Below are 24,766 nucleotides of genomic sequence, written 5' to 3'. Positions count from 1 at the left end.
AACAAAAGTGGTTTTTTATGATAATATTTCATACGAGGAGATATTATCTAGAAGGATGTTAGTCGGTTTGGATTATAAAAATAACGAGCTAGTTTTTTTTAGTGGTAATGTTTTTAAAACTTGTGTTTTAAATTTATTCGAACTAGATTTAAATGCACCTAATACTTTTACAAAGTATTTAAAAATAAAACTTTTTAATTATGATATTAATAATCTCTATTTTTTAAAAAAAAGAAGAAGATTTATATTTTTTAAAGCCTTTTCTAATAGTTTAAATGAAGATATTATAATAAAAATTAATAAGAAGGATTTTAACGATATTAGAGTTATGTGTAAAGAAAATAAATGGACGGAAATGGGATCTTATAAATGGAGATAACCCCAGATGCTTTGAGAATGAGCAATGAAGAGTAATACTCCCGTACATATCCTTTCTTGGGAAAGTACGAGTGATAAACTATAAATATAAAAGCTACTTTACATTAAGTTGTGAGGTAGTTTTTTTTTACGTAGTTCGTAGAAAAAAACAGGTCAAGTTTCTTTAAAAACCCGTATTTTTGAGTTGCTATGAAACTTGCTATGCCCGCACACTATTTTAGAAAATTTGAAAGATGTTTCTATTCTTATCAAAGGCCCGATAGGTTGTTTTTTACTAAGAAAATACATAAATGCACTTACCAAGAACGTGAAAAAGACCCTGAAACTGGGAAAGAAGCTTTTCAGTTACGATTATGGGATGCTAGAATTGATAAATGGTTGACTACTGACCTAGGGATACAATATTATTCACCCGATTTTGGAATGGGAAATAACCCTATTAACACAATCGATCCTGATGGGGGTTGTCCTTGTAGTGAATGTCCTGAAAATTGTGGAGAGGGGACAATTGATCCAGTAACAGATTCTTCTTCTGCTTTTCCAAATACATGTAGACAACAGTTATTAGATGAAGTAGTAATTGGAGGGGGAGCTACGGGGCATAAGGAAGGTACTATTGAAATATCTGTTAATCAAAAAACAATTGCTGATTATACGACAGGTCAAGATACAAATACTTTGGTACTTACAGCACCCGAAGGTGCTCATGCTTGGTTGCATCTTATTGGAGAGGAGCCAGAAGATATTACAGAAGTAATACCAAACTTTAGTTTTTCTCGTTCAACAGATGAAGAGAGATATAATCAACTTAAGATATTAAGAGAGGCTAAAGTGTATTTTTATGAAAATCAAGCAATTACTGATTTTGTTCACAATGGAATCAAAGGGCTGAAGAATAAAGAGTTTTGTAATATTAATCTTCTTAACACAAATTTTATGATGAAATTGAATGGTAAAATGTTTAGGAATGAAAATTTAAACTAAAAAAAGTATGACTATTCAAGAATTGAAAGTGCTAGATATCTTTAAATTTATGATATTAATATTCCTTTGTAAAGGATGTAATACTGTAAAGCCAATTGTTAAGAATAATCAGATTAGCCATAATTGTGAATTGGTAACAAAGAATATTAATGAGAAAAGAAATTTTATTTTTGATAACGAAAATTTTGATTACGAGTATTACATTGATTTTGTAAAAAATGTTAGAGATGGAATCTTTATTACTTTTTTTTATGAACAGAATCCTTATCATAAATATTTAGTTTTAAAAGATTTTAATTTTGATAATAATACAATTGCAATAGAAGTAAATAAGAAATTAAAAAATAATAATGAACTTATAGATATTAAAAACTCATTCAATTCTGTAAAGAATAAAAAGGAGTTTATTTACAGTTGCTTAGATGAATCTACTAATCAAGTTATTTTTGTCTTTGAAATGAGGAAAAATGGAGAAAGATATATGAGATTTAGTTCTATAGGTAACCTCAATTTTGAATTATCGAAACATAATTTAGAAAATAGTATTGAGTTACAATCTGTTTTTGGTTTAATAGAAGAATGTATGGATGTTTATTGGGACTCTAAATAGAAAATGATTCCCCCGCTCCCAGACGAATGAGCAATAAAGACCGTGCTAACGCACGAATCCTTTCGTGTGGAGAGTACGAGTAATAAACAAAAAATATAAAAGCTACTTTACATTGATTTGTGAGGTAGTTTTTTTATGTAGTTTGCAGGCAAAAAAAGCTAAAAATCCATAAAAAAATGTATTTTTGAGGTGCTATGGAAATTGCTATATCCGCACAATAATTTAGAAAATTTGAAAGATGTTTCGATACTTGTCAGAGGCTCCATAGGTCGTTTTTTTCTAGGAAAATAGATAAAAATGCCAGTCAAGGTCAAGATAAAGATACTGAAACATTGAAGGAAGTATACAGGCAGGTATTTTGTACTTATTCTGAACACAGTATAATGAAGTGGGAGGAATTAGTGCTGGAGGTGGTATAGAAAGTAACTTATTAAGAATAAAATTTTAAGATTATGGAGTTAAAAAGTAAGAACAAAATAGATAAAAACGGTAAAATATTTAGTGATGAATTGATAACTGAAAAGCAAGGTTATGATGCAATGATATACATGCTTGAGTATTATTATAATGCGACCAATTCGAACGATTTGACAGATATTTTATGCGCTGGATACTCATGGGAAGATGGCATACCTCTTGACTCTGCCTATTGGGAATATTGGCTTATTGCTGTGGATGCAATTAAAAACAAAAAAAAATCTCCAAAATAAAAGAGGAATGCTACTCCTTCTTTTGTGACGAAAACTGAACGTCAAATAAAAGTAAGTGCGTGTGATTCAGATCTTAAATACGACATATACTTATTGATACCTAACGAGCGTAGTGCAATTATTAATTTTGGTCGTGGCAAAGGACATGTTGGTTTTATTATTGGTAAAAATTCGAAACGCAATTATATCGGGTGGTAACCAAAGCAATCAGGTGAAGTATTCTGCATTTAGAATCAGTAAAAAGTTTCATTTTGTTTACCCTTCAGATTACACACCTGATTATAGTTTACTAAGAGTAGATGTTAATGGGAGTACAAATTTTAAAAATATAAGGTGATGAGATATTTAATGATACTTATTTTTATTTTGGGATGTAAGAAAAAAGCATCTACCAATTTTACCAAAACAAATAGTAATCTACAAGAAGAAGTGTTAGTTAAGAGGTATAAAAACAGGGTTTTAGATTCTTTGTTGATAGGCTATGATTACATTTATACTGATACACGGAAGAACCAAGTTATAGGTATAAAAAAAATAAATGAGATTAATATTAAGTATCTATTTTTGAAACAAAATAATGAATGTTTTGATAGTATTGGAGGCTTAGTTAAATTAAAACCAGATATTGAAATTGATGAGGATGATGAAGGTTATTCCATTCCATTTAAAGTTTATTCTTTAGAAAAGAAGAATGATTACTTTGAAATAAGGATAGATGCAGACTCTAGCAAGTATTGTAGATTTATTACAACTTTTAAAAGCGCATGTGATAATAATTCATATGTTTTAATGAAGAAGACTAAAGAACCCCCACACCTTGACATGTAGCTTTAGCGTAAAGTCAAGAAATAAAAGGAAGTGTAAAAAGAAACGATAATTTAATAAGCCATTTGTAATGGCAAAAAGAAAACTATCTTAATCTAGTAATTGAGGTAGTTTTTTTATGCCGTTTGCAGGCAAAAACAAGCTAAATATCCCTGAAAATTTGTATTTTTGAGCTGCTATGAAAATTGCTAAGCCTGCACACTATTTTAGAAAATTTGAAAGATGTTTCGATACTTGTCAGAGGCTCAATAGGTCGTTTTTTTCTAGGAAATTAGATAAAAACGCCAGTCAAAGTCAGGAAAAAGATTTTGAAACTACAAAATCTGTATTCGAGTTAAGAATATACTATCCACGTATTAAAAGTTGGTTGACTACAAGTTTCATGTAGGAAGTATCAGAGATAATTTATTATACTTTTCAAATTCGTATTATGAATCTAGTGCTTCCCTAGGTATTGACATATTTTTTGAAGACAAGATGGCATATGATGCAGTCAAAACACATATTAGTAAGCAGATTGAATTTTATTTTAAAAACTAATTTATATCATGAAAAAGAAAATATTATACCCTTTAATAGCATTAATGACTTTTTTTTTGTTAGTAAAGTATTATAATTACCATAGTAATTATGCTAAGTATGATGAGGAAATTATAGAACTCAGAGATAGAGCTTTTGATTTTTTTATTTACACAGGAGATGAGGATTTGACTTCAGAATCTCATTTAGAAATGCTCGATTTTTATTTGTCTGAAAATGGTGGTAAAAAAATATTAGAAGATGGTTATAGAGTTGTTAAATCCAAAGATAAGAGTAAATATATTTTTTATGTTTTCGGAAAAGATAAAAAAGATAATAACATGAATTACCTGCCGCTTAATTCATTTAATGAGCGGGAAGAAAGCTCTTTTAAGAAACCCTCTTTTTTAGAGTATCTCACTGGGAACTTTAGAGATTATGACGTAATTCTATTTGAATATAGAAACACGAATAATAGTTTTTTGTATAATGGAAGCTTCTTTAAAAACAAAACCTTGTTTCTGGACGCTAATGGTAGGAAAGTAAAAAAAGCTTTACTGAGAGAGATCATTGATAACATATACAGTATAGAAAAGAATTACTTAGGTAAAAATAGATGGGAAATATCTTATAAGGAAGTAGGTGTAAAGAAAAAGTATCGACAATTATTTTTTAAAATTGACGGGCAAACGATAACTTGTTTGAATTCTCTCGACTTTTCAGAAGAAAAAATAAAAGAATTAGAGGCCGATTTAACCAAGAGTATTTTAAAAAAAATAGACGGAACGAAAGAATTGGATTATGGCTTTTTTTCTATTTTACACCCAGGGCCTCTCCTTGATAGTTCCATTGGTGGAAACAGCGAGAGCTTAAAGAAAGTTAAATAAAACGGATATAGTTTAGCCATTTGTAATAGCAAAACGAGAAGTTATAAAAGCTACTTCATATTAGATGATAAGGTAGTTTCTTTATCGCTAGTTCGCATGAAAGAACAAGTCAAGTCTCCTTGATAATCCGTATTTTTGAACTGCTATGAAAATTGCTATGCTTGCGCAATAATTTAGAAAAATTGAAAGTTGTTTCTATTCTTGAAAGAGCTTCAATAGGTTAGTATTTATTCTGTTTGTAAGGTTTTGATAGTTATTGATTTACATGGTTTTGGATGACGCGCGAATGATCTATAAAAACTTGTTACAAATAAGCAGAAGCAAGTGTTGTTGGATAAAGTATATTTATGATGAACGATAAATTAAACAACTTGATACAGGATGAAAAGTTTAAAGAACTTATTTTCTCGAATATCAAAGTTTCAAGACCGATGTCAGTTTCTAAGTTTCTAGAGATATATAAGTTAAGAAAAATTGGATTTGAGAAGAAAAAACTAAAAACGCAAGTAGAGGAATTTGAATGCATAATAAAATCTGCAGAATCCCTTATTGAAGATGAGGATCAGATAGTAGGAGTAACTGTAGAGCTTAGAGAAACAATTATATATTACTATAATAATGATTTTACTAAATTTTTAGGGCAATTATCAAGTTCTCCAGCTCCCGCACGTATGATAGATAAAGAGTAGTCTTCCAAACGAATCCTTTCGTGTGGAGAGTACGAGTAATAAACAAAAAATATAAAAGCTACTTTACATTGATTTGTGAGGTAGTTTTTTTATGTATTAGCACGAAAAAACAAACCAAGTTTACCTGAAATCATATATTTTTGAATTGCTATAAAAAGTAGCTATGCTAGCACCAAAATTTAGAAAATTCAAAAAGGTATCATTTTAATTAGAGGTTCGATAGGAGAGTTTTAAAGAAGAAAAATAGATAAATACGCCTACCACGTACGTCGAAAAGCCCCAGAGACTCATAAGAAAGTCTTTCAATTAGGTTTTGAGATATGGGGACTGATAGGGAGGAGGCTGATTTGATTCTTAGTGTAATAAAAAAGAGTAGGGGTATTTTTTTGGATTAAAGACAAATATTGATGATTTCCCGCTCTCGCCAGTATAGGACTCGTAGTGAATACAAGGATACCAAAGAGCATAATGAATCAGTTTATGAATGTACCTTAACGGTATTACCGTTCTAAACTTAGGGCAATGAAAACCCACAACTAAACTAATCTATTGACAAACCTAAATTTTTGATACATGAGAAATTTACTTTTGGTTGTTTTTTTAATAGTTATTTCGAAATCGAGTTTTTCGCAGATTGATTTTGAAGCACATATTAATGCTATCCAAAAAGAGGAACTTATATCCGAACTTTTGGAAGGTGAGAGAAATGTGAACAAAAGTAGTGTTGACTATGCTATAGCTTTTCTGAAAGAGAACGGAATTTCCAAAAAATACATTACCAATAGAAATTTACTGAAGAAAATAGAGATGGTGGACTATAAAGATTCATCATATCTCGACTTTCAAGGAGTACTGTCTTCGAAGTTAAAGATTGCGGTGTCATTGAGGTTTCAAAAATTTGTGAAAGCCGAACATAAAATAAGCAATTCTGGAAAAATTCAGCAGAAGATAGACGGAAAAATACCTCATGGCGCATATTACCGAGGGGTATTGCCTGTTTTGGAAATCGATGATTTGCAGATTGAAATAAATGGTAAAAAAATAGTGATTCCGAGAAATGTGTATGCGAATTACTATGATGTTGCGCTTCCTGGCGACCAGCTTGTTTTAAAGCCAATAGAGGTTTATACATCGGAAGATGGGGAGTACATCTTTATTTACTTCTTTGGAGGAAAGGCTGCCGGAAGATATTTTACCAAACTAATATTCACTAAGGAAAAATACATAACCCATATCACTGCGGGGTATTTCCAATTGTATAGGTGGAAAGCTATGCAAAACCCACATTTTTTGGGGTTTTAAAAAAGGAATATACCTGGTATTTTTAGCAGTATTCGTTAAGGCTACTAAACAAAATGAGAACCTCCTAACAAGGTTACAGGTGGTGTTGCTTTTAGCTCCGTTTTTAAATCAAAAAGTACAAAATATCGATTTTGCGAAAGTACTTTATAAGAGAGCATTATGCGTCAAAAGTAATTTTAAGAGGATTCTTAGCACTATAAACACATAAAAAAATGATAGAAATTCATACCGTAAATGAGACCTTTGCTGTAGAAAACAAAGCGATACCCCAAATAGCATTTTCGGATGTTCCTCGAGTTTATTACAAACTGACTTTATCAAATACGGAGTGCATTCTACAGTGCGCTAGTACGGTGATAAAACCAGTTGTAAATTGTTTCGCTGACTGGCTGTGTGTCGGAATAGATCAGAAAGTGGTCATCCTTGAAAAATCAAATTTTAAAGTGTTGATAGAAAAGATCTTGGTGTCCAATTTCTATACTTTTGAAGTATTTAAAGGAAAATTACTCATCATTGCGGAAGTAGAATTGTATTTAGTTAATTTTGAGAGCGGAGTATTTCTTGGAGGGATTATGTTGAAAGATTTACTTGTTGACTATGTCATTAACGATGATAGTGTCACAGTAACCTATTGCGATGGTGAATTGGAAGTTTTTTACGAAGAAGACTTTTACAAACATTCCCAGTCTTTGCAAATCAATTCTGAGGAATCTTAGGGATTTGTTCGCAGCCAATAAGTTAGTAGTAGTGTTCAAAATGTTGATTTTTGTATTTAAATAAAATAGTATGTATAGAATAGTAGTGTGTTTTGCTGTACTGTGTTTGGCCGTATCATGCAAGAAAGAGAAGAAAGCAGAACAACCAGAAAAAGAAATCGAGGAAACTGTGAAAACACAGGTCAAACAGACGTCGGATAAACCGGTTGATTTCTTTGAGATTTTAACCAAAGAACTGCAACCGACATTGAATTTAGTTTCGGTGATGACTCGTGATTTTGATAAGAGTATCGATAATTTTGAAGATGATTTTAAGGAGGGCTTGCGAATACAGCGAGAAGCCCGGTATAGTAATTCCAAGAACAAGGCTTTAGTATATGTCAAAGAGTACCGCTGTAAAAGTCCCGATTTTTTGAAGCATATCAAGCGAGTACTGCGTAAAGGAACCTATACAGAAACTCTTGATTTTGATGGGGAATCGCACGATTTGGTAATGCCTTATATCAAAGCACCCCATACCTATTTTGGTAGAGATGAACAAACCTTGTACCTTGCTTATGTAAAAGCGACCTATAATCAGGAATTCATCAATGAAGTTGAAGCTGTTTTTGAAAGCTCGATGAAAGAATAGAAAGCCCCTAGATACCATAAAAAAAATCCCGCAAATTACTTGCGGGATTTTTTATGGGTAATAGAAGTAATTAATTACTTCTTGTTTTTAGTTTTTTGTTGCGCGGCTTGTTGCTCTTGCGCTTGCTTCATAGCTGCGTCTAGGCGCTCACGGAACTTACTTTTCTTAACGGGCTTTTTCTTATTCGCTTCTATTTGTGCGTGAATTTTAGCCTCATCAATAACGTAGTTTTTAATAACGAACATGATGGTGATGGTCAATAAGTTCGAAATAAAATAATACAAACTCAATCCACTTGCGTAGTTGTTAAAGAAAAATAACATCATAATAGGAGAGAAGTAGATCATCCATTTCATCATTTTGCTCATATCAGGCATCCCCTCTTGCGGTGGAGCTTGCATATTCGCTTGCTGACTTTGGTTCATTCTCATATAGAAGAAAATAGCAATCGATGCTAATATAGGGAACAAACTTACGTGGTCACCATAAAACGGTATATTAAAAGGTAACTTAAAAATGATATCGTATGACGATAAATCGTTTGCCCATAAAAAGCTCTTTTGTCTGAAGTCAATATTGGTCGGGAAGAACTTAAATAGCGCAAAGAACACTGGCATTTGTAATAAGGCAGGAATACATCCTGACATCATACTCACCCCGGCTTTTCGCTGTACCGCCATTATTTCCTGCTGACGCTTTAAGGCATTTTCATTCCCTGGATATTTTTTGTTGATTTCCTCCATTTCTGGACGAATTACCTTCATTTTAGCACTTGATAAATACGACTTGTACAATACCGGTGAAAGTAAAATACGAACGACAATGGTCATTAAAATAATGATCAATCCGTAGTTTCCTACAAATCCTTTTAATACGTTAAAAACTGGATAAAAAACCCAACGGTTTAAGGTACCGAAAATTCCCCATCCTAAATCAGCAGTCTGGTCTAAGTCAGTTCCTTTAAAGGTTTTTAATAAATTGTAATCGGTAGGTCCGTAAAACCATTCCATGTTGTAGTTCAACTCACCATTGTTTAACGCTAGTGGCGCTTTTAATTCGTAAGCTTTAGTAAATACAGTATCTTTTTCTTTGTCTTTAACCAAGTCTGTAGACGTTACAGTTGCGTTGTTAAAAGGCGTTTCTGAACGTAAAATAGAAGAGAAAAAGTGTTGTTTGTACGATACCCAACTAAGGTCATTGGCAACTTCAGAGTTTCCAGGACGCAAGTATTCAACATCACCTTCTGTTTTGTAATATAACCAAGAATACATGGTGTTCTCAGTTTTCATACTTTTCTCATTGCGGAATGCGTTCAATTTCCAGTCTAAGTTTATTTGTTGCGAAGCGTTAATCACGTTCCCTAAACCTTGCGAGCGTACGGCAAAACCAACGCGGTAATCGTTAGGTTTCATTTCGTAACGGTATTCTAAAAACTTATCTTCCGCTACTTTCAATTTAAGTGTAAGTACTTCGTTTTCTCCGTTTTTAGTTTTTTGAGCTTCGAATACGACGTCTTGAGTATTCAATACGCGATTGTCAGTGGTCCCAAAATTGATATTAAACGTTGCGTTCTTATCTTTTATCAAATACAATGGAAGTGAATCGTAGGTTTTGTAATTTTTGATGAGCGCTTCCACAATTTGTCCACCTTTGTGATCGATGGTTAATTTTAGTACCTCATTCTCGATAGACGTTACACCTTCTTTAGCGCGCATAGCCCCATATGAAAAGGCTCCCAATTTGTTGTTCAGTGCAATTTGACGCAGTGAGTCATTGAGGATGGCAGTCGTATCTTCAGTAGTAGCGGCAGCTTGTGTGCTCGTTTGCTCAGTAGGAGTCGTTGTAGTTTCTGTAGTTTCTGGTTTTGATGAGTTCATCCACCAAAAAAGAATTCCCCCTAATAATAACATTCCTATAAAGGAATTGAAATCGAATTTTTTTTGTTCCATTGATTTGTATTAATAATGTCAACCTGTCAGTTATGCTTCTCTATGTCATAGAAAAACCCGACAAATGTACTAAAACCATCAGTAATTTTATAGGTTTTGTACGGATTAATTTTGTCTGCTTAAGTAGTTCAAAGGTCGTTCCAAAGCAAAAAAAATCCCGCAGTCTCTTGCGGGATTGAATGTTATTTTTTGGAGTGTTTCAATGAAGCTTTGATGAAATCCACAAATAGCGGATGTGGATTCAATACAGTACTCTTGTACTCTGGATGGTATTGAACACCTACAAACCAAGGATGTGTAGGTACTTCTACGATTTCTACCAAACCGGTTTTGGGGTTTACCCCTGTTGCTTTCATTCCGGCAGCTTCTATCTGTTCTTTGTATTTGTTATTGAATTCATAGCGATGGCGGTGACGCTCGCTAATCAATTCTTCTTTATACGCTTGAAAAACTTTAGAGTCTTGTGTCAATTGACAATCCCAAGCACCTAAACGCATGGTTCCTCCTTTTTCAGTTACTTCTTTTTGCTCTTCCATCAAGTTAATCACTGGGTGTTTCACTTCAGGATTCATTTCAGTTGAATTTGCCTTGTCTAACTTGAGTACGTTACGAGCAAATTCAATTACTGCCATTTGCATTCCTAAACATATTCCTAAAAAGGGAATGTTGTTTTCACGAACGTATTGTACTGCAGCGATTTTACCTTCAATACCTCGATCACCAAATCCAGGAGCTACCAAAACACCGTTTAATCCCTGTAAGCTAGCTGCTGCATTTTCAGGAGTGAGTTGCTCTGAGTGGATCCAACGTACGTTTACCTTCGTTTTATTGGCCGCACCGGCGTGGATAAAGGCTTCGGTAATAGATTTATACGAATCGTGTAATTCTACGTACTTACCAACCAAACCTATTTCTATGGTAGAGGTTGGGTTTTTGTGCTTGTCTAAAAACTTGTTCCAAGCTTTGAGCTTTGGCTGTTTACGCGTCGATAAACGAAGTTTTTCTAATACCACGTAATCGAGCCCTTCGTCAAACATCATATTCGGAACGTCGTAAATAGTTTCTGCATCCAACGACTGAATAACGTCTTGTTTTTTTACATTGCAAAACAATGCTAACTTACGCTTAATGGTATCGTTGATTTCGTGCTCCGAACGACATACTAATATGTCAGGGCTAACACCACTTTGCATTAACATTTTTACAGAGTGCTGTGTCGGTTTGGTTTTTAACTCACCAGCAGCAGATAAATACGGTACTAAAGTCAGGTGGATAACAATGGCGTTCTCTTCTCCTAATTCCCATTGCATTTGACGTACAGCTTCGATATAAGGTAGCGATTCGATATCACCGATGGTTCCTCCAATTTCCGTAATGACGATATCGTAATCACCAGTATTTCCTAAAATTTGAATACGGTGTTTAATTTCGTCAGTAATATGAGGAATCACTTGAACGGTTTTTCCTAAAAATTCTCCTTTGCGCTCTTTGTTAATTACCGACTGGTAAATGCGACCCGTAGTCACGTTGTTCGCCTGAGAGGTAGGGATGTTTAGAAATCGTTCGTAGTGCCCGAGGTCTAAATCAGTTTCTGCTCCGTCATCGGTTACGTAACACTCTCCGTGTTCGTAAGGATTTAAAGTTCCTGGGTCTATATTAATATAAGGATCTAGCTTTTGTATGGTAACAGAATAGCCTCTTTCTTGTAATAATTTAGCTAATGATGCCGCTATAATTCCTTTTCCAAGTGATGAAGTTACGCCTCCTGTGACAAAAACGTATTTAGTGTTATTCATGGTATTGTTAGGTTTGGGCAAAAGTAAGAAGTCTATCAATCTCGACAAAGAAAAACTTTAATAAAGAGTAGGTTTTAACAAAGTGATTTTTTTTCAAAAAAAAGGATACTTGGGTTTGTCAGACTAAAAAACTATTGTATATTTGCCCACGCTTTTAGCAGACGGAATTTCACAAAAGCAAGAATTAATTAAAGAAGATATTTAAGATATATTGTAATGAGTAAAAGAACGTATCAACCATCAAAACGTAAAAGAAGAAACAAGCACGGTTTCAGAGAAAGAATGGCTTCTGCTAATGGTCGTAAGGTATTAGCTAGAAGAAGAGCTAAAGGAAGAAAGAAATTGACTGTTTCATCTGAAAACAGACCAAAGAAATAATGATTTATTATCATTAATATAGAGGTGTTACTTTTTGTTAGTAACACCTTTTTTTATACCTGAATAACTTTTTTTAACTTTATACACAACAATACAACAACTTAAGTAATGCCGAAGAGACAAGACCTTAAATCAATTTTAATTATCGGATCAGGACCGATCGTAATTGGACAAGCATGTGAATTTGATTATTCAGGATCACAAGCATTGCGTTCACTCAGAGAGGACGGAATTGAAACTATTTTGATCAATTCGAATCCGGCGACTATTATGACTGACCCGTCGATGGCAGATCATGTTTATCTTTTACCATTAACCACAAAATCACTCGTTCAAATTTTAAAGGAGCACCCTCAAATTGATGCTGTACTACCGACAATGGGAGGACAAACAGCATTGAACTTGTGTATTGAGGCTGACGAAAAAGGAATCTGGGAAGATTTTGGGGTAGAAATTATTGGAGTAGATATCGATGCTATCAACATCACAGAAGATCGTGAGAAGTTTAGAGAGCTCATGTTGGAAATCGGAATCCCGATGGCGCCACAAGCTACCGCAACTTCGTATTTAAAAGGAAAAGAAATTGCACAAGAGTTTGGATTTCCTTTAGTAATTAGAGCTTCGTTTACCCTCGGTGGGGCAGGAGCTTCTTTTGTACACAAAGAGGAGGACTTTGATGAAATGTTAACACGTGGACTCGAAGTATCACCTATTCACGAAGTGATGATCGATAAGGCCTTATTAGGCTGGAAAGAATACGAATTAGAGTTATTGCGCGACAAAAATGACAATGTTGTAATCATCTGTTCTATCGAGAATATGGATCCTATGGGAATCCACACCGGTGATTCAATTACCGTAGCGCCTGCGATGACCTTGTCTGATAAGACTTACCAAAGAATGCGTGATATGGCCATCCATATGATGCGCTCTATCGGAGATTTTGCTGGAGGATGTAATGTGCAGTTCGCAGTTTCTCCTGATGAAGAAGAGCAAATTATCGCCATTGAAATTAATCCACGTGTATCGCGTTCGTCAGCATTGGCGAGTAAAGCTACTGGATACCCTATCGCAAAAATCGCTTCTAAGTTAGCTATCGGTTATACCTTAGACGAATTGGATAACCAGATTACCAAATCTACTTCAGCATTGTTTGAGCCTACCTTGGACTATGTAATCGTAAAAATTCCACGTTGGAACTTCGATAAGTTTGAAGGTTCTGATAGAGAATTAGGATTGCAGATGAAGTCAGTAGGAGAGGTGATGGGAATTGGACGTTCTTTCCAAGAAGCATTGCACAAAGCTACACAATCGTTAGAGATCAAGAGAAATGGAATTGGTGCTGATGGTAAGAGCTATACCGATTACGCACAAATCAAAGAGAAGTTGCGTTATGCCTCTTGGGATCGCGTGTTTGCTATTTACGACGCTATCCAAATTGGAATGCCGTTAAGCAAGATCCACGAAATCACGAAAATTGATATGTGGTTCTTAAAGCAATACGAAGAATTGCACGAGCTAGAAAAAGAGATTTCAACGTATACAATTGATACTTTAGACAAAGACTTATTATTGGAAGCTAAGCAAAAAGGATATGGTGATCGTCAAATCGCACATATGCTAGGATGTTTAGAAAGCCAAGTATATAATAAAAGAGAAGAACTCGGCGTAAAGCGTGTGTACAAATTGGTAGATACCTGTGCAGCAGAGTTTAAAGCACAAACACCTTATTACTATTCTACCTTTGAAAATGCCATTGAAACGGCTGAAGGTGAGGTGACTATAGCGAATGAAAGTGAAGTTTCTGATAAGAAGAAAATCATAGTACTAGGGTCTGGACCTAACCGAATCGGTCAAGGAATTGAGTTTGATTACTGTTGTGTACACGGAGTACTCGCTGCTTCGGAAAGTGGTTACGAAACTATTATGATCAACTGTAACCCGGAAACAGTATCGACAGATTTTGATACGGCTGATAAGCTTTATTTTGAACCTGTTTTCTGGGAGCATATCTACGATATCATCAAGCACGAAAAACCAGAAGGAGTAATTGTTCAATTAGGAGGGCAAACCGCCTTGAAGTTAGCTGAAAAACTCGATCGTTACGGAATTCCTATCATCGGTACTAGCTATAAAGCCCTAGACTTAGCGGAAGATAGAGGTAGTTTCTCAACCTTATTGAAAGACAATAATATTCCGTATCCGCGTTTTGGTGTAGCAGAAACTGCTGATCAAGCCTTAGCATTAGCTGACGAATTAGACTTCCCAATTTTGGTGCGTCCGTCGTATGTATTAGGAGGACAAGGAATGAAGATCGTTATCAACAAAGAAGAGTTACTCGAACACGTTGTTGATTTACTCAGAAAAATTCCAAATAACAAGTTGTTATTAGATCACTATTTAGAAGGAGCTATCGAAGCAGAAGCAGATGCAATTTGTGATGGTGAAAACGTCTATATCATTGGTATCATGGAGCATATTGAGCCTTGTGGAATTCACTCAGGAGATTCAAATGCGACGCTACCTGCCTTTAATTTAGGAGAGTTAATTTTAGAACAAATTAGAGAATATACCAAAACAATTGCCTTGGCTTTAGACACTGTTGGATTGATCAATATTCAGTTCGCGATTAAAGACGATAAGGTGTATATTATTGAAGCGAACCCTCGTGCATCACGTACGGTACCGTTTATTGCGAAGGCCTACAAAGAACCTTACGTAAACTACGCAACCAAAGTAATGCTAGGAGAGAAAAAGGTTACGGACTTCGATTTCAACCCACAATTAGAAGGTTTTGCTATTAAACAACCAGTATTCTCGTTTAATAAGTTCCCGAATGTAAACAAAAAGCTCGGACCAGAAATGAAGAGTACGGGAGAGAGTATTTTGTTTATCGAAAACTTGCGCGATGATCAATTCTACGATTTATACGCACGACGTAAAATGTACTTAAGTAAATAAGCACTTGCTAGTATATAAAAATAAAACCTCATTGTTAAGCAATGAGGTTTTTTTTTATGGTGAAAAGAGATTTCTCTATCTTAAGCGATGTCCATATCGTCAAAACGAACAATTTTTTGTACGTTGTTACGAAGTAGGTAATTTTTGATAATCGTTCGTGCTAATGCTTTGTTTTCGATAGGGGTAAGCATTGATTTTAACACGTCGAGCTGATTCTCTTGAAAGGCTAAATTGGTAAATGTATATCCGATAACCTCATTGTTTTCTATCAAAATCACGCTGTGTTCTTCAGGAGTTCTTCCTTTATCCACAATCATGAAATTGTGATTGTTAAACTCTTTAACCGAGTTTTTACGCTTGCGGATAATATTGTATTTCGGTCGCATACCATCTAGGTCTAAGTGGTATTTTAGGCGAGTTAACAAGGTGTTTCCGGTTTCTTGATAACTGACCTCGTGCACCCGCTTTAGGACCTTTTCCGCTTTGGAGGTTTTCTTTAAAAATTGCTTGTTTACCTCTTGCTTTATATTGGTGCCTCGTCCTATAAAGATGATGTTGCCTTCTTCATTATGAACGTAATAAACACCGAGTTTTTCCGGTAATTTATCGAGTATCTTAACGATGCGCATTTTTTCGTGACGATTGTCAAAATACTTTACCGTTTCCTGAATGATTTCTTTGTTGTTGTCCTTGTCTATAAGGAGCTTAAAAAGCTTTACCGTTGCCAGTGCATCTCCGTTTGCCCGATGCCTGTCCGTGACCGGAATTCCCAAATGCCTGCACAGTTTTCCTAAACTAAATGACGGTGCGTCTGGAATCAGTTTCTTACTGAGGCTAACGGTACAAAGTGTGTTTTTCTGATAATCGTAACCGAGGCGACTAAATTCAGTTTTTAAAATTCTGTAATCAAAACTGGCATTGTGTGCTATCAGTATACAGTCTTGGGTCATTTCAATAATGCGTTTGGCAATCTCGTAAAATTTCGGAGCATTGCGTAGCATTTTGTTATTAATCCCTGTTAGTTTTACCACAAAGTCCTGAATTTCACGTTCAGGATTGACCAAGCTGATAAACTGATCAATAATTTCGTGACCGTCGTATTTATATATGGCAATCTCTGTAATGCCCTCTTCATTAAACTTACCTCCGGTAGTTTCAATATCTAATATCGCGTACAATTCTTTCCCTTTTTTAATTGCTTACTCTATAAAGCTAAGCATTATAATTCCTAACACCAAATATTGAGCTACCAATTCTGACCATATTGCTTCCCTTTTCAATGGCTAATTCGTAATCACCGCTCATACCCATAGATAGTATTTCGAGGGGGTGTTGCTGTTCTTTAAGTGTTGTAAATAAGTTGTTTAGGTTGGTGAATTCTTCTCCAATTTGTGTTCGATCATCTGTGAAGGTCGCCATTCCCATTAATCCAACAACGCGTATGTTAGAAAGAGAATTTTGTAAGTCCGATGCTAAGATCTCTTGAATTTCATCAAAACTCAGCCCAAACTTGCTGTCTTCTTTCGCAATTTTTGCCTGTAATAATACGCGAATAACACGTTGGTGTTTTGCTGCCTGCTTGTTGATCTCTTGCAGTGTTTTAATACTGTCAACGCCGTGGATTAAATCGACAAAGTGTGCCATGTACTTAACCTTGTTACGCTGTAAATGCCCAATCATATGCCACTGAATGTCCTTCGGAAGAGCGTCGTATTTTTCTACCATTTCTTGGATTTTGTTTTCTCCAAAAATGCGTTGCCCAGCCTCGTAGGCTTCTTGTAAGTCACTGATCGGCTTTGTTTTTGATACCGCAACGAGCGTTACCTCTTCTGGGAGGGCTTCCTTGATGCGTTTCAAGTTCTCTTTAATCATATTCTGTATTGCTAAAATTCGTAAATCGTAATGGCGCTGCGTAACTTCGGTTCGATATAGGTGGTCTTTGGAGGCATGAGTGCCCCTCCGTCGACGATACTTTTTAATTCATCGATATTCGTCGGGAGCATTCCAAAAGATACTTTAAAACTACCTTCATCAACTTTAGTCTTTAATTCCAGTCCGCCTGACTTGTTTTGCGAATAAATAATTTTTTTACTGTTGCGTATATCTTCAATTCCCAAGATGGGTTTTAGCACTGTCTGATATAGAATTTGAGCGTCTAACTTGCTCAGTGCATCACTGAATTCATAGGCCGACTTTCGGAGGGTCAAGGCGTAAAAATTACCGTCCAAATACATGGTGAATTGATGCTTTTCTTTGGGTTTGTACAGTTCTAAACCTTTGTTTTCGATTTTAAAAATAGTGTCCAATTCCATCAAAAACTCTTCTGAACTCAATCCGTTTAAATCGCGAATAAACCTGTTGAATTCATAGATACATAACTGACTCTCGGGAAGTAGGTAGCTCATAAAGAAGTTATAAGCTTCCGTTCCGTCATGTGACGGATTGTTTTTGGCTAGGTTTTCGGCTAGCATACATGAGGAAGTCGAGCGGTGATGACCGTCGGCTATGTAAAGCGTGTCGATGTTTCGAAATGCCTCAGTTATTTTTACTACGTCTTCGTCGTCGTTAATAACCCATAAAAAATGCAAGTCCTTGTCCGTAGTTGTAAATTCGTATTCAGCACGCTGTTCTTGGTATTTTTTGACGATATCACTAATGACATCATTGTCGGGATAGGTGAGGAGCACGGGCTCTGCATTGAATCCTGTATTTTTGAGGTAGTCTTCAAACAATAGTTCACGTTCGTGCAAGGTACCTTCGTGCTTTTTGATAATATCGTCGTGGTAATCTGCCACCGAGGTTGCGGCGATGATACCGCAAAATGTTTCATTAGGGGTAATCTTTTTGTACAAGTAATACGCCGCTTTGGTGTCTTGTGTAAAATACCCATCCTCTTTGAATTCCAAATACCTATTATGCACTAATTTAAAGCGTTGTTCACCCGTTACCTTGTCCTGGTGATACTTGTAACCAGGGTTAATAACGTGCAAAAAAGTATAAGGATTAAAGTCTAATTTTGCATTTAGGTGATCCGTTTCGTAAATCTCATACGATTTAGAAGAAACGAGAGCTACCTTGTCACGAGTAGCTCTTACCGCTTTAAAAGGTTTAACTTTTGCCATAGTTTATTCAGCGAGTAACGCAATAATTTGTTTTGATAAATCACTTCCCGATTTTGTTTTTGCTTCTTGAGTTAAGGTAGCAATATTGGGTGTAAGTGATAGGTCGGTATTCATTAAAAGTTGAATTTCTGGCCTTGGCTGACTCTCGAATACATCGAGTCCAGCAAAGCGAACTTTTCCACTCTCAATAGCGTTTACTAAAGCCACTTCGTCAATCAATCCTCCAGCAGCGGTATTCACGATCCCAACACCGTCTTTCATATGCTCAAAGTGTTCTTGGGTAATTAAGTGACTGTCTTGGTTTTCGATGTGCAGGGTTAAGAAATCCGCTTGCTTTAAAACTTCTGCATAAGGTTCTGTCGCAACTTGAATGTCTATTTGTTGCCCGTTGTAGAAGAGTACAGCAATTGATTTTTCTTCGCTGTAGTCTCCACTAAAAATAACGTTCATTCCCATTCCTAGTGCTAAGCTAGCTACCTGTTCAGCATCTGCAGTATCACCGATGATACCCAAGGTTTTTCCTCGAAGTTCAATACCTTCTGAGAACTCTTTTTTAAGTGCATTAAAGCGGAGTTCTCCTTCGAGCGGCATTTCGCGGTTTGCTTGTGGTAAAAATCGCGCCATCCCCAAAAGGTGGGCAAATACCAATTCTGCAATGGCATTCGCAGTTCCGTCTGCACTGTGAATTACGTGAATTCCGTTGTCAGCTGCAAACTCGACGTCTATATGATCGAGGTTAGTACCTTGATGCGCTATTAATTTAATACTCGGGCAAGCCTCGAGCAGTTCGGGATGTATTGTTGTATTCTTGGTAATGATGAGGGCATCGATGCCTTCGTCATTGATAAAATTCTGAAGTTGCTCCTGTGCAACCTTTGTAACTACTACTTCAAATCCTGCATTTTCCAAAGCGCTAATTCCGCTTTGCGCCAGTCCGTCATTTGCTAATATCTTCATTATCTATACTCTAATACGTTGTATAAACGCGTTGTTTTATTATTGTGCTTTGCGTTCGAACTCTTGCATGACATCTACCAATGCTTGAACGCTGTGCAAAGGTAATGCATTATACATACTTGCCCTATATCCACCCACACTTCTATGTCCGTGCAATCCATTGATGTCAGCTTCTTGCCACATCGCATCAAATGCTGTTGCGTGATCCGGATTGGTCAATTGGAAAGTAGCATTCATGATGCTGCGATCTTCTGGAGCTACCACGCCTTTAAATAAGGGGTTACGGTCGATTTCAGCGTATAATAAAGCTGCTTTTTTCTCATTTACTTTTTCTATAAACGGAATTCCTCCGAGATCCTTTAACCACTGCAAGGTAAGCATAGAAACGTACACAGCAAACACAGGAGGGGTATTAAACATACTATCCTTGTCGATATGTGTTTGATAATTGAGCATCGATGGTATAGCGCGCTCAACTTTTCCTAACAGCCCTTCCTTTACAATGACCAAAGTGGTTCCGGCAGGCCCCATGTTTTTTTGAGCTCCAGCGTAAATCAAATCAAAGTTTGTAAAATCGAGACTTCTGGAAAAAATATCAGAACTCATATCGCAAATTAAAGGAACCTCCGTTTTTGGGAACGATTTCATCTGAGTCCCGTAAATAGTATTGTTGCTGGTACAGTGAAAATAGTCGGCATCGGTTGGGATGTCGTAATTTTTTGGGATATAGTTAAATCCCTTGTCCTCTGATGAAGCAACTTCTACCAAGTCACCAAATAATTTGGCTTCTTTTATGGCTTTGCTACTCCAAGTTCCGGTATTTAGATACGCTGCTTTTTTATTCAATAAATTATACGCAGTCATCAAAAACTGGTTGCTGGCTCCTCCTTGTAAAAATAAAGCGTGATAGCCTTTTCCTTTCAAGCCTAGTAATTCTAAAGCCAGTGAACGCGCACGCTCAATGACATCTACAAAAGGCTTACTTCTGTGTGAAATTTCTATCAGTGATAAATTGTCATTATTAAAATTTACCACGGCTTCTGAAGCTTTTTGCAATACCTCTTCTGGTAAAATACAAGGTCCGGCGCTAAAGTTGTGTTTTTTCATAGGGTGTTATGTTGTGTTGTTGTTTTTGTTTAAAGTTTGTGTAAAAATTCTAAGGTATTTACACCATCTGCGTAGTCCCATAGCTCAGGGAATTGAGTTTTTCCGAATGGTATATGCCCCGCAGCGGTATCTGAACTTACTACGCATTGAATTTGTTCAGCGTCGTCTGCTAATTTTTGGAGTAAACTATCTTTGGTATCGTAATACTCGTAAAATACAGAAGCTATTGGAGAGGCGTAACTCGCATCTTCTTTGATCATTAAAAAACCATTCTCTAAAATGTCAAATTCACTCATGAGGTATACGGCTTTGTTGTAGTCGTAATTATTGGCGTATTTGGCGTTATTTATAATTTCATGGCGGTTGTACATTCCTCTAAAGAAAGCATCAAAATCATAGCCTTTAGGTACAAAGAGCTTGGAAACAGAGCGGCATCCTAACCCGAAATAACGAAAAACGTCTTCACTGAGTTGTTCTAAGTCATCACTGCTTTCCTTACCGCTGAGCACGGCTACTGAATTTCTGTTTTTTCTGATGATACTCGGTTTGTCTTTGAAATAATGTTCAAAATAACGTGCCGTATTATTGCTTCCAGTGGCAATCACAGCGTCGAATTCAGGGAGCTTTTCTTCCGTAAATTGGATTTTTCCCTTTAATTCTGGACAAACATACTCCAAGTACTTAGCTAAGAAAGGGAGTAAATGCTTATCGTTTGACGATTGTTTTACGGTAATAGTATGCCCTGAAATAAGAACCGATAAAAAATCGTGAAATCCTACCATAGGGATGTTTCCAGCCATAATAACAGCGATGTTTTTCGGAGTATCGATGCCTTTCTCAAAGGGTGCTGTCCACGTTTCTAGAGCCTCTTTACTGAGAGCTTTAGACCAATTTTCCGTTGCGAAAAGCAAATTTTCTTGGGTAAACCAAGTATTGCGTTCTGCTGCAACTTTTAATTGATGTTTGAATCCATCAAAAAATAGATCATTAAATTGTATCTCTTCTTTTTGAGTGATACCTTCACGACTAAACTGACTTAAAAACCTTCCGAGTTGGTAAAACGCTTCTACGCGTGTTGTATTCGTATCCATTTATATTGGTTCTAAATTAAATTGGAACTATTTTTGTGCCTGCAAAGTTACAAAACTGAAAGAGATTTATTATGGCAATTATAATAACTGATGAATGCATAAACTGCGGAGCTTGTGAGCCAGAATGCCCTAACACGGCTATTTATGAGGGTGCAGAAGACTGGAAGTATGCAGATGGTACCGATTTAGAAGGAGATATCGTATTACCGAACGGAAATAAGGCGAATGCTGAAGATGAGCAAGAACCGATTTCTGATGAAATATACTACATCGTTGCCGATAAATGTACAGAGTGTAAAGGATTTCACGAAGAACCACAATGTGCGGCAGTATGTCCTGTAGATTGTTGTGTTCCAGATGATAATAATGTGGAAACGGATGAGGAGCTTTTGGCAAAACAACGTTTTATGCACAACGATTAAAAGAGTGTCAAATGATTGATACAGAGCCTGAGAATGTTAATTCTCAGGTTTTTTTATGTCTTTTTGTAATGCTGCTAAAAAATTACGACTGATGAGTATAAACTAAAAACAAACATGAGATTAGCAACTGTACTCGTAGCACTAAGTGTAGTGCTCAGCGCCTGTAAAAAAGAAACAAAACAAAAAGAGCAAACTCCCGAAAAAGTAATTGCCCAAGCAAAAGCGCCTACGTATCCTGAAAGTTTAGCAAAAGTGTTTGAAAAGCACGGAGGAATCGCTATGTGGAACAAAGCGAAAACCATGAGTTTCAAAGTGAATGACCAAGAACATACCGTCGATTTACACACGCGTAAAACAGTGGTGAATACCGATGCCTATTCTTTGGGATTTGACGGAGAAAATGTGTGGTTACATCAGCAAGATTCTACCGCTTTTAAAGGAAATCCAGAATTTTACTACAATTTGTACTTTTATTTTTACGCAATGCCATTTGTTTTAGCCGATGATGGAATTGTCTACAGCGAGGCAAAACCCTTAACTTTCGAAGGAAAAGAGTATCCAGGTGTTAAAATTTCGTACAAAGCCAATGTGGGTACCTCTCCCGATGATAATTATTTTATATATTACAATCCCGAAACTTTTCAGATGGAATGGCTAGGATATACCGTGACGTATTTCTCTAAAAAACCTTCAGATTCGTTTAATTTAATTAAATACGACCAATGGGAATCTGTTAATGGACTCTTGTTGCCCAAAGCGATTACGTGGTATAAAAAAGATGAGAACGGAAATCCTGATGCTCCAGCGAGAGCTCCTATAGAGTTTTCTTCGGGTTTAGTTAGTGAAGCTGCTTTGGCTCACAGCTTTTTTGTAAAACCGAAAGAATAATTAAAACTACATATAAATGACCTCCCCAAAATACAAGTGGAAAAAAGAATACAGCTGGGTGCTGTTAGCCAATGTAATTTACCTGATTTTATTTTACGTATTAACGAAAATGTATGCCGCTTAAGCTATGGAATTAGTCGATTGGATAGTATTGAGCGCTACGTTACTTTTTATCGTAGGCTACGGAATTTGGAAAACAAAAGGAAACAACAGCGTAGAAGAGTATATTAAAGGAGGAAATTCAAGTAAATGGTGGACAATTGGGTTGTCAGTAATGGCAACTCAAGCGAGTGCCATAACCTTTTTATCAACACCAGGACAGGCTTTTCACAGCGGTATGGGCTTTGTTCAATTTTATATTGGACTCCCTATTGCAATGGTGATTATTTGTTTGGTGTTTATTCCGTTGTACCACAAATTAAAGGTGTTTACCGCCTATGAGTACCTGGAACAGCGCTTTGATGGAAAAACCAGGATGCTGACGGCTTTCTTGTTTTTGGTGCAACGCGGATTGGCTGCAGGAATAACAATTTATGCTCCAGCCATCGTATTGTCAACGGTGTTAGGGTGGGATCTGATCACTCTAAACATATTAATCGGAGTCTTAGTAATCTTATATACCGTATCAGGAGGAACGAAGGCCGTAAGTGTTACTCAAAAACAGCAAATGGCAGTTATTTTTGCCGGGATGTTCGTAGCATTTTATGTCATTTTAGATAAGTTGCCTGAAGGAGTTGATTTTTCGAGAGCTCTTGACATTGCAGGAGCGAGTGATAAGATGAATATCTTAGATTTTTCTTGGGATTTAAATAATCGTTATACCGTTTGGACGGGGATTTTAGGAGGAACGTTTTTAATGCTTTCCTACTTCGGAACGGACCAAAGTCAAGTACAGCGCTATTTATCGGGAAAGTCGAGTAGAGAAAGTCAACTGGGGCTTATCTTTAACGGTTTACTAAAAGTGCCTATGCAGTTTTTTATCCTACTCGTAGGAATCATGGTTTTCGTGTTTTATCAATTTAACAGCAGTCCTTTACACTTTAATCCAAAAGCAGAACAAGCCGTTCGAGTATCTAAACACAGTGCCGCTTACGAAAAGCTAGGAGAGGAGCATAAGAGCATAGAACGTCAAAAGAAAACCTTGCTAACTGCTTCCTTAACACCGGAGGTAAAAGCCAGTTTAAAGCGTCTGAATGCAAGGGATGCCGAATTAAAAGCTGAGGCTAAAACATTGATTAAACAAGCCGATGATACTGTGGTTTTGAATGACAAAGATTACGTGTTTATTCAATTTATTTTAAAATACTTGCCCACGGGATTAATAGGTTTGTTGTTAGCCGTAATTTTGTCGGCAGCCATGTCATCTACAGCTTCTGAGCTCAATGCGCTGGCCTCTACAACAGCCATCGATTTGTACAAGCGAAATGTTTCACGAGATTACGATGAAGCGCATTATGTAAAAGTCACAAAGTTATTGACGTTTGGTTGGGGTATTTTGGCCATAGTTGTTGCCTGTGTGGCCGATCTATTTGACAATCTAATTCAGTTAGTAAACATTATAGGGTCCTTGTTTTACGGAAATGTTCTCGGAATTTTCTTGTTGGCCTTTTTTGTTAAATTTACCAGAGGGAATGCGGTTTTTGTCGCTGCAATTATTACGCAGTTCGCAATTTTTATCCTCTATAAAATTGACTATTTTTCATTTTTGTGGTTGAATGCCGTAGGTTGTATCATCGTCATGGTATTGGCGGTTTTCATCCAAGCTTTAATGGAGGGTAGACAAGGCTCGTTAGTGGAATAGCGATACCTATACTATTAGAATTCTCAGAAGAATGAATTTTGAA

23 protein-coding genes are annotated in these 24,766 nt (G+C 36.1%); 15 read left to right on the top strand and 8 right to left on the bottom strand.

Features of this window, described 5'->3' with window-relative positions; all coding sequences use genetic code 11:
• From ACXAG7_RS03375 to ACXAG7_RS03330, 10 genes are all read left to right on the top strand, one after another.
• The coding region (locus ACXAG7_RS03375) for a hypothetical protein (RefSeq protein ID WP_476665962.1) at window positions 1-379 on the top strand (379 nt) is incomplete at its 5' end.
• Window positions 380-567: 188 nt separating this feature from the next.
• Window positions 568-1,362 carry a hypothetical protein gene (locus ACXAG7_RS03370; protein ID WP_476665961.1) on the top strand — a complete coding sequence of 265 codons (795 nt, stop codon included), beginning with the start codon at window positions 568-570 and terminating at the stop codon, window positions 1,360-1,362.
• 7 nt (window positions 1,363-1,369) lie between these two features.
• Window positions 1,370-1,972 (top strand): hypothetical protein, encoded by a 603-nt coding sequence (locus ACXAG7_RS03365; protein ID WP_476665960.1) that lies wholly within the window; start codon window positions 1,370-1,372, stop codon window positions 1,970-1,972.
• A gap of 452 nt (window positions 1,973-2,424) precedes the next feature.
• Window positions 2,425-2,682 (top strand): hypothetical protein, encoded by a 258-nt coding sequence (locus tag ACXAG7_RS03360; RefSeq protein WP_408044131.1) that lies wholly within the window; start codon window positions 2,425-2,427, stop codon window positions 2,680-2,682.
• A 336-nt stretch (window positions 2,683-3,018) separates the two neighbouring features.
• Window positions 3,019-3,510, top strand: a complete 492-nt coding sequence (locus ACXAG7_RS03355; protein ID WP_476665959.1) for a hypothetical protein — start codon at window positions 3,019-3,021, stop codon at window positions 3,508-3,510.
• Between the two features lie 545 nt (window positions 3,511-4,055).
• The gene (locus ACXAG7_RS03350) at window positions 4,056-4,913 is read left to right on the top strand and encodes a hypothetical protein (protein WP_476665958.1); all 858 of its coding nucleotides are present in this window, start codon (window positions 4,056-4,058) and stop codon (window positions 4,911-4,913) included.
• A gap of 347 nt (window positions 4,914-5,260) precedes the next feature.
• The gene (locus ACXAG7_RS03345; protein ID WP_476665957.1) at window positions 5,261-5,602 is read left to right on the top strand and encodes a hypothetical protein; all 342 of its coding nucleotides are present in this window, start codon (window positions 5,261-5,263) and stop codon (window positions 5,600-5,602) included.
• A 573-nt stretch (window positions 5,603-6,175) separates the two neighbouring features.
• On the top strand, window positions 6,176-6,904 hold the full coding sequence (locus ACXAG7_RS03340) for a hypothetical protein (RefSeq protein ID WP_476665956.1): 729 nt from the start codon (window positions 6,176-6,178) through the stop codon (window positions 6,902-6,904).
• A 212-nt stretch (window positions 6,905-7,116) separates the two neighbouring features.
• Complete coding sequence (locus ACXAG7_RS03335) at window positions 7,117-7,620, top strand: hypothetical protein (RefSeq protein WP_476665955.1); 504 nt, start codon at window positions 7,117-7,119, stop codon at window positions 7,618-7,620.
• A 70-nt stretch (window positions 7,621-7,690) separates the two neighbouring features.
• Window positions 7,691-8,251, top strand: coding sequence for a hypothetical protein (locus ACXAG7_RS03330; protein ID WP_476665954.1), 561 nt, complete (start codon window positions 7,691-7,693; stop codon window positions 8,249-8,251).
• 74 nt (window positions 8,252-8,325) lie between these two features.
• On the opposite strand, the gene yidC is transcribed toward ACXAG7_RS03330, so the two are convergent.
• Both yidC and ACXAG7_RS03320 read right to left on the bottom strand, forming a co-directional pair.
• Complete coding sequence (gene yidC, locus ACXAG7_RS03325) at window positions 8,326-10,200, bottom strand: membrane protein insertase YidC (protein WP_408044123.1); 1,875 nt, start codon at window positions 10,198-10,200, stop codon at window positions 8,326-8,328.
• 182 nt (window positions 10,201-10,382) lie between these two features.
• The gene (locus ACXAG7_RS03320; RefSeq protein ID WP_476665953.1) at window positions 10,383-11,996 is read right to left on the bottom strand and encodes a CTP synthase; all 1,614 of its coding nucleotides are present in this window, start codon (window positions 11,994-11,996) and stop codon (window positions 10,383-10,385) included.
• A 216-nt stretch (window positions 11,997-12,212) separates the two neighbouring features.
• On the opposite strand from ACXAG7_RS03320, the gene rpmH reads away from it, so the two are divergent.
• Together rpmH and carB are read left to right on the top strand one after the other, a co-directional pair.
• On the top strand, window positions 12,213-12,374 hold the full coding sequence (gene rpmH / locus ACXAG7_RS03315) for a 50S ribosomal protein L34 (RefSeq protein ID WP_408044121.1): 162 nt from the start codon (window positions 12,213-12,215) through the stop codon (window positions 12,372-12,374).
• 108 nt (window positions 12,375-12,482) lie between these two features.
• Window positions 12,483-15,335, top strand: a complete 2,853-nt coding sequence (carB, locus tag ACXAG7_RS03310; protein ID WP_408044120.1) for a carbamoyl-phosphate synthase large subunit — start codon at window positions 12,483-12,485, stop codon at window positions 15,333-15,335.
• Window positions 15,336-15,415: 80 nt separating this feature from the next.
• On the opposite strand, the gene ACXAG7_RS03305 is transcribed toward carB, so the two are convergent.
• Genes ACXAG7_RS03305 through ACXAG7_RS03280 form a run of 6 tightly spaced genes read right to left on the bottom strand, consistent with a single transcriptional unit; the run spans window position 15,416 to window position 21,612 of the window.
• Window positions 15,416-16,513, bottom strand: a complete 1,098-nt coding sequence (locus tag ACXAG7_RS03305) for an exonuclease domain-containing protein (protein ID WP_408044119.1) — start codon at window positions 16,511-16,513, stop codon at window positions 15,416-15,418.
• Between the two features lie 34 nt (window positions 16,514-16,547).
• Window positions 16,548-17,207, bottom strand: coding sequence for a YggS family pyridoxal phosphate-dependent enzyme (locus ACXAG7_RS03300; RefSeq protein WP_476665952.1), 660 nt, complete (start codon window positions 17,205-17,207; stop codon window positions 16,548-16,550).
• Between the two features lie 11 nt (window positions 17,208-17,218).
• A complete protein-coding gene (locus ACXAG7_RS03295) occupies window positions 17,219-18,457 on the bottom strand; it encodes a DUF1015 domain-containing protein (RefSeq protein WP_476665951.1) in 1,239 nt (412 codons plus the stop codon).
• Window positions 18,458-18,460: 3 nt separating this feature from the next.
• The gene (locus ACXAG7_RS03290) at window positions 18,461-19,414 is read right to left on the bottom strand and encodes an NAD(P)-dependent oxidoreductase (protein WP_408044116.1); all 954 of its coding nucleotides are present in this window, start codon (window positions 19,412-19,414) and stop codon (window positions 18,461-18,463) included.
• 39 nt (window positions 19,415-19,453) lie between these two features.
• Window positions 19,454-20,521, bottom strand: coding sequence for a 3-phosphoserine/phosphohydroxythreonine transaminase (serC, locus tag ACXAG7_RS03285; protein WP_476665950.1), 1,068 nt, complete (start codon window positions 20,519-20,521; stop codon window positions 19,454-19,456).
• Window positions 20,522-20,550: 29 nt separating this feature from the next.
• Window positions 20,551-21,612, bottom strand: a complete 1,062-nt coding sequence (locus ACXAG7_RS03280) for an acyl-CoA reductase (protein ID WP_476665949.1) — start codon at window positions 21,610-21,612, stop codon at window positions 20,551-20,553.
• Window positions 21,613-21,683: 71 nt separating this feature from the next.
• Between ACXAG7_RS03280 and ACXAG7_RS03275 the strand changes: the two genes are divergently transcribed.
• The 3 genes from ACXAG7_RS03275 to ACXAG7_RS03265 all read left to right on the top strand — a co-directional run bounded on the left by ACXAG7_RS03275 (window position 21,684) and on the right by ACXAG7_RS03265 (window position 24,723).
• The gene (locus tag ACXAG7_RS03275; RefSeq protein ID WP_408044113.1) at window positions 21,684-22,034 is read left to right on the top strand and encodes a 4Fe-4S dicluster domain-containing protein; all 351 of its coding nucleotides are present in this window, start codon (window positions 21,684-21,686) and stop codon (window positions 22,032-22,034) included.
• A 114-nt stretch (window positions 22,035-22,148) separates the two neighbouring features.
• A complete protein-coding gene (locus tag ACXAG7_RS03270; RefSeq protein WP_476665948.1) occupies window positions 22,149-22,922 on the top strand; it encodes a DUF6503 family protein in 774 nt (257 codons plus the stop codon).
• Between the two features lie 127 nt (window positions 22,923-23,049).
• Window positions 23,050-24,723: a sodium:solute symporter family protein gene (locus ACXAG7_RS03265; protein ID WP_476665947.1), complete on the top strand. Its 1,674-nt coding sequence runs from the start codon at window positions 23,050-23,052 to the stop codon at window positions 24,721-24,723.
• The last annotated feature ends 43 nt before the right edge of the window (window positions 24,724-24,766 follow it).

The organism is Tenacibaculum sp. AWR4_210 (genome assembly GCF_056160945.1).
Note: the sequence above shows the minus strand (reverse complement) of the source record. Positions and strands in the feature narration are given on the sequence as shown.

Bases quoted from the DNA above. Each gene is read 5' to 3' on its own strand.
- yidC (WP_408044123.1), bottom strand. From the start codon at position 10,200: ATGGAACAAAAAAAATTCGATTTCAATTCCTTTATAGGAATGTTATTA.
- ACXAG7_RS03320 (WP_476665953.1), bottom strand. From the start codon at position 11,996: ATGAATAACACTAAATACGTTTTTGTCACAGGAGGCGTAACTTCATCA.
- ACXAG7_RS03265 (WP_476665947.1), top strand. From the start codon at position 23,050: ATGGAATTAGTCGATTGGATAGTATTGAGCGCTACGTTACTTTTTATC.
- ACXAG7_RS03350 (WP_476665958.1), top strand. From the start codon at position 4,056: ATGAAAAAGAAAATATTATACCCTTTAATAGCATTAATGACTTTTTTT.
- ACXAG7_RS03370 (WP_476665961.1), top strand. From the start codon at position 568: ATGAAACTTGCTATGCCCGCACACTATTTTAGAAAATTTGAAAGATGT.
- ACXAG7_RS03280 (WP_476665949.1), bottom strand. From the start codon at position 21,612: ATGGATACGAATACAACACGCGTAGAAGCGTTTTACCAACTCGGAAGG.
- ACXAG7_RS03290 (WP_408044116.1), bottom strand. From the start codon at position 19,414: ATGAAGATATTAGCAAATGACGGACTGGCGCAAAGCGGAATTAGCGCT.
- ACXAG7_RS03345 (WP_476665957.1), top strand. From the start codon at position 5,261: ATGATGAACGATAAATTAAACAACTTGATACAGGATGAAAAGTTTAAA.
- ACXAG7_RS03340 (WP_476665956.1), top strand. From the start codon at position 6,176: ATGAGAAATTTACTTTTGGTTGTTTTTTTAATAGTTATTTCGAAATCG.
- ACXAG7_RS03270 (WP_476665948.1), top strand. From the start codon at position 22,149: ATGAGATTAGCAACTGTACTCGTAGCACTAAGTGTAGTGCTCAGCGCC.
- ACXAG7_RS03355 (WP_476665959.1), top strand. From the start codon at position 3,019: ATGAGATATTTAATGATACTTATTTTTATTTTGGGATGTAAGAAAAAA.
- rpmH (WP_408044121.1), top strand. From the start codon at position 12,213: ATGAGTAAAAGAACGTATCAACCATCAAAACGTAAAAGAAGAAACAAG.
- serC (WP_476665950.1), bottom strand. From the start codon at position 20,521: ATGAAAAAACACAACTTTAGCGCCGGACCTTGTATTTTACCAGAAGAG.
- ACXAG7_RS03360 (WP_408044131.1), top strand. From the start codon at position 2,425: ATGGAGTTAAAAAGTAAGAACAAAATAGATAAAAACGGTAAAATATTT.
- ACXAG7_RS03295 (WP_476665951.1), bottom strand. From the start codon at position 18,457: ATGGCAAAAGTTAAACCTTTTAAAGCGGTAAGAGCTACTCGTGACAAG.
- ACXAG7_RS03300 (WP_476665952.1), bottom strand. From the start codon at position 17,207: ATGATTAAAGAGAACTTGAAACGCATCAAGGAAGCCCTCCCAGAAGAG.
- ACXAG7_RS03365 (WP_476665960.1), top strand. From the start codon at position 1,370: ATGACTATTCAAGAATTGAAAGTGCTAGATATCTTTAAATTTATGATA.
- carB (WP_408044120.1), top strand. From the start codon at position 12,483: ATGCCGAAGAGACAAGACCTTAAATCAATTTTAATTATCGGATCAGGA.
- ACXAG7_RS03330 (WP_476665954.1), top strand. From the start codon at position 7,691: ATGTATAGAATAGTAGTGTGTTTTGCTGTACTGTGTTTGGCCGTATCA.
- ACXAG7_RS03335 (WP_476665955.1), top strand. From the start codon at position 7,117: ATGATAGAAATTCATACCGTAAATGAGACCTTTGCTGTAGAAAACAAA.
- ACXAG7_RS03275 (WP_408044113.1), top strand. From the start codon at position 21,684: ATGGCAATTATAATAACTGATGAATGCATAAACTGCGGAGCTTGTGAG.